The sequence below is a fragment of the Embleya sp. NPDC005575 genome (assembly GCF_040605455.1).
Classification (GTDB): domain Bacteria; phylum Actinomycetota; class Actinomycetes; order Streptomycetales; family Streptomycetaceae; genus Embleya.
On the sequence record NZ_JBEXCV010000299.1, the window covers coordinates 1 to 4,385 of the forward strand.

Below are 4,385 nucleotides of genomic sequence, written 5' to 3' on the forward strand. Positions count from 1 at the left end.
GCGTTCCTCCACACCCCGCAGTTCGGCGTCGGGCTGGGGAGGGACCGGAACGGGCGCGCCGACGAAATCCCGCCGGCCCTCCCAGGTGGCCGGCGACCGCGGCCTCGCCCGATCACCCGCCTCTGCGGCAGCGCACGCGGCCCCGCCCCTGCCGCCGGACACACGCGCGGTCTTCGCCGTCCCCGCCACAGGTATCGCGGAACGGGCGGCGCCGGCCGGGGAGTTCACCACGACTCCGCCTCCGCCTGCGCGTCATACAGCCCGAACCCGGCCCTCGGTGCATCCGGCGACACATCGCCACAGTCTTCCCCGCCCGCCGCGTCCCCCTCTTCGTTCTCGTCCGCGTTCTCGCCGCCTGGGTCGGTGTGGGCGAGAGCGTCGAGGCTGTCGCCCCACTCCCGGCCCGGAACAGGGCCGCTCCCCGAGGTCCGCGCAGGCCCGGCCGACCCGGGCGCGGCGTCCTGCCCGCCACCCGGCGCGGCCCCGGACGGCATCCCCGCGCCGTTCCCGGCCACGTCGTCCGGCCTGCGAGGCTCCGGCAACCCGATCGCCAGGCCCGGGAGCACGGCCGCGGTGTCGGGGGCCGTGACGGGGCTCCTGCGGCCCTTCTTCCTCGGCGGTGTCCCGGCGGTGTTTCGCGTGCGGCGCATGAGCCGGTCGAGGGCGTCGGCGAGTTCCGCCTCGTGCCGCTCGCGATCCCCGTGTCCGTCGACGCCCGCTCTCACCCGGCGCCACATGCAGTCGTCGAACGGCCGATGGACATGATCACGGTGGATCCAGGGAATCTCCGTCAGTTGCCCGTCCGGCAACCGGACCCAGATCCGGCGGCCGTCGTGGGGGTTGTGGTGGACCTCCCACCCGCCCTGCCGGCCACCGACTCCGGAGGGCTGCCCCGGACAGGGTCCGAGACCTCGTGGTCGTAGGTGCGGTGGTCGATCCGGATCCCGCGTTCGGTGATGCGATGCCACCGCACCGGCAACAACTCGAGGTAGTCCCGCCCGGTCAACGGCAGCGGCACATACCCGCACATCGCGATCAGCGCCGCCCACGCTTGGTTCGGCGACAACGGGGCACGGGGCAAACCGGATTGCGCAAACCCTCGCGCGGCAGCCTCTGCCACCCGCAGACGATCCACTCGTCGAACAGGTCCTGCGACTGCGGAACGGCCCAACACGCCTCGTCCGCCACGTCCCGCCCGCGCAACAAGACATGCGAACCCGTGTGACCGGCGACATGCCGGCAGAACAGCGTGTTGATGGCGCCGAACGTCTGCTCCACCACACCGCATGGCACCGATCCTTGAGAACGTCACCAAGACCATGCCCCCGTACCGCGACCCCTACGGCCACTGAGCCACCACCGACACCACCTCCCGCCTAGGCGCCTCGGCGCACTGCCACAAGCGCCCGGCGACCGTCCCCGATCGCCAGACGCCGAACCCGCCGCGTGGGGTCCACCCACCCGAACCCGACACCCGAAAATCACTCCCGGCGTCACCGCCCGCGACCGCGCCACCCGAACCGAGTCGCACACGCACCGTCGCCGCGCGCCTGCCGCCGGCCATGGGCGCCCGACAGGCGCCTTGCGCCCCCACTCGGAGGTTCCCTCCGTCCCTGCGGGCATCCGATGTGTCGAATCACCCCCATCGAGTCGATGCGTGGGTGGCATCGGACACATGAGGGGATCACCGGTCGGCCCTGCCGGGAAGCGTCGTTGCCACACGCCGATCAAATAACTATCATTCATGTAAGTTTCATTAATGAAACAAACATCGATGTGAGTAGGGACGGCATGACGGAGTTCATCGGGCGTGAGCCGCAGCTGCGGCAGTTGGACAAGATGCTGCGCCGCGCCAGGCGACAGACCGCGCCCGGCGGCCGGCCGGGGACGGCGTTGTTGATGCGTGGGCGGCGTCGGGTGGGCAAGTCCCGTCTCGTGGAGGAGTTCGTCGATCGCGCCGGTGTGCCGAGTGTGTTCTTCACCGCCTCGACCCGGACCACCCGCGAGGAGATCGACCTGTTCGTCGCCGAGGCCGCGGCGTCCGATCTGCCCGGGGCCGCCCTGTTCGCCGGTGCGCACCCGGACGGCTGGGACGCCGCGCTGCGCCTGCTGGCCGCGGCGCTGCCCACCGACGGTCCGAGCATCGTGGTGTTCGACGAGATGCCGTACCTCGTCGAGAAGGACGCGGCGTTCGAGGGCACTTTGCAAAAGCTCTTCGACCGCGAGTTGTCCCGCAGGCCGGTGCTGCTGATCGGCATCGGCTCGGACCTGGCCATGATGGAGGCGATGGGCACCTACGGGCGCCCGTTCTACCAGCGCGCCACCGAGATGGTCGTCCCGCAGCTGAACCCGCGCGAGGTCGCCGCCATGCTCGATCTGCCCGCGGCCGATGCGTTCGACGCGTACCTGGCCACGGGCGGCCTGCCGCTGCTGTGCGCGGAATGGGAGCCGGGCATGGATACCGACACCTACCTTGCGGCCTGCCTGGCCGACCCGCTCTCGGCCCTGGTGGTGTCGGGCGAACGCAGCCTGGCCGCCGAGTTCCCCACCGAGGCCCAGGCTCGCCGAGTCCTGGAGGCGATCGGTAGCGGGGAACGCACGTTCACCAACATCGCCCGCGCCGCGGGCGACATCGCCGGCGCCAGCCTCACCCGCGCCCTCACCCTCCTGATCCACAAACGGATCGTCGCCGCCGAGACACCCCTGTCGACCAAACCCGCGAACAAGGACACCCGTTACCGGGTCACCGACCCCCACCTGCGGTTGTGGTTGGCCTTCGTGGGTCCGCACCTCGCCGAGATCGAACGCGGCCGCGGAGACCGGGCCAACCGACGCCTGCGCACCTCGTGGAGCAGTTGGCGCGGCCGCGCCGTCGAACCCGTGGTGCGCGAGGCCCTCTCCCTGCTCCCCCCCGACCGGCTCCCCCCGGGATGCGAGGCGTTCGGCGGCTACTGGACCCGCACCAACGACCCCGAGATCGACATCGTCGCGGCCGACCGCGCACCCATCGCCAAACACGTCGCCGCGGTCGGCTCCATCAAATGGCTCGAGGGCGCGGCGTTCGACCACCGCGACCTGGCCGCACTGACCGTCCACCGCGACCGCCTGCCCGGCGCCACCTCGGACACCCCGCTGGTCGCCGCCAGCCGCTCCGGCATCACTACCCAAGGCATCGACTACGCCTACGGGCCCCAAGACCTGCTCACGGCCTGGGAATAGCGGGAATGCCGAGACGCCCGGCCGGCGCGCGGTTCGCCCCCGGCACCCGGCCCGAGGTAGACGGGGGACTATCAAGGACATCCTGATACGCCCTCCGACCACGATGGCCGCGTGTGCGCAGGCCCGGCTTCTCCGACACGGTCCGGGATGTTGTCCGTGTCGTCCCGCGGCCGGCGCCGCACGGCCGCGGCTTCGTGTCGGTTCGGTGCCGACGGCGTCGCTCGCTGTGCCGTGTGTGGTCGTGGTGGAGTCACTTGTCGGCGCGGGTCGGGGGTGGGTCCTGGCGTACCTGCGCCCGAACCGGTTCCGCAGGGGCGGGGGTTCGGGCGACGCCTTTTCCTGTCGAGTTTCCTATCCGGTTTTCCTCGCGACTTTCGGGTCGGGTTGTTGATGGGGTGCCGGGCCTGTCGGCGGCGTTGTGCCGGCTGATGGGTAGGGGCGGATCTGGGCGCGAGAGGGCCGCAGGAGGGCGTCCAGCTCGCTTGCCGAGGGGTTCCTGGTGGTTGCCGGGGTGGGTCTGAGGTGGCCGTGGAGGGCCGGTTCGTGGTCTGCGGCGCAGCGCCGGTTCCTTCGCTGGATGTGGCGGTGGGGGCCGCGGAGCGGACCTGTCGCCGTTCGGGTTTTGTGGGTGGTGTCGGGTGTGGTGGCCTGCGGGTTCGCATGTTGATTGACGCGGATCGTGGGGTTTCGTGGTCGGTCTTTGTGTGTGTCGGGGCCGACCGGCCTGTACCCGGGTGTCGTCCCCCCGGGGCGGGGGGCGAGGTTCTTCCTGTCCTGTTTTCCTCTCCGGTTTTCCTCACGACTTTCGGGTTGGATTTGTCGATCCGGTGCCGGGCCTGTCGATGGTGCTGTGTGGCGTTGTCCGGCCTCGGTGGCGGTGTGTGGCGGATCGGGGTGTCGAGGGCCGCAGGAGGGCGTCCAGGGGCTTGTCGAGGGGTCCTGGTGGGTTGCCGGGGGCGCGCTTGTGGTAGCCCGGAGGCAGTGCTCGCGAGCCGGCGGCGGTTCGCTCGCCGGATGTTGGCGGTGGGCCGCGGAGCGGACCTGTCGGGCGTCTTGGCGGGACCTGCCCTTAGAAGCCGTTGTCATATCGAATGTGATCGTTGAGTTTCCGCTGGTCAGGCATGAAGTCCGGTGCTGTGCGGGAGGGATGACCGCGTCGGGTTGTC

Annotated in this window: 2 protein-coding genes; one reads left to right on the forward strand and one right to left on the reverse strand. The window is 70.9% G+C overall.

Features of this window, described 5'->3' with window-relative positions; all coding sequences use genetic code 11:
- Positions 1 to 790 precede the first annotated feature (790 nt).
- Positions 791 to 1,066, reverse strand: coding sequence for a hypothetical protein (locus tag ABZS54_RS42245; RefSeq protein WP_355548559.1), 276 nt, complete (start codon positions 1,064 to 1,066; stop codon positions 791 to 793).
- Between the two features lie 725 nt (positions 1,067 to 1,791).
- Here ABZS54_RS42245 and ABZS54_RS42250 point away from each other — a divergent pair.
- Positions 1,792 to 3,219 carry a DUF234 domain-containing protein gene (locus ABZS54_RS42250; protein WP_355548562.1) on the forward strand — a complete coding sequence of 476 codons (1,428 nt, stop codon included), beginning with the start codon at positions 1,792 to 1,794 and terminating at the stop codon, positions 3,217 to 3,219.
- Positions 3,220 to 4,385: the final 1,166 nt, after the last annotated feature.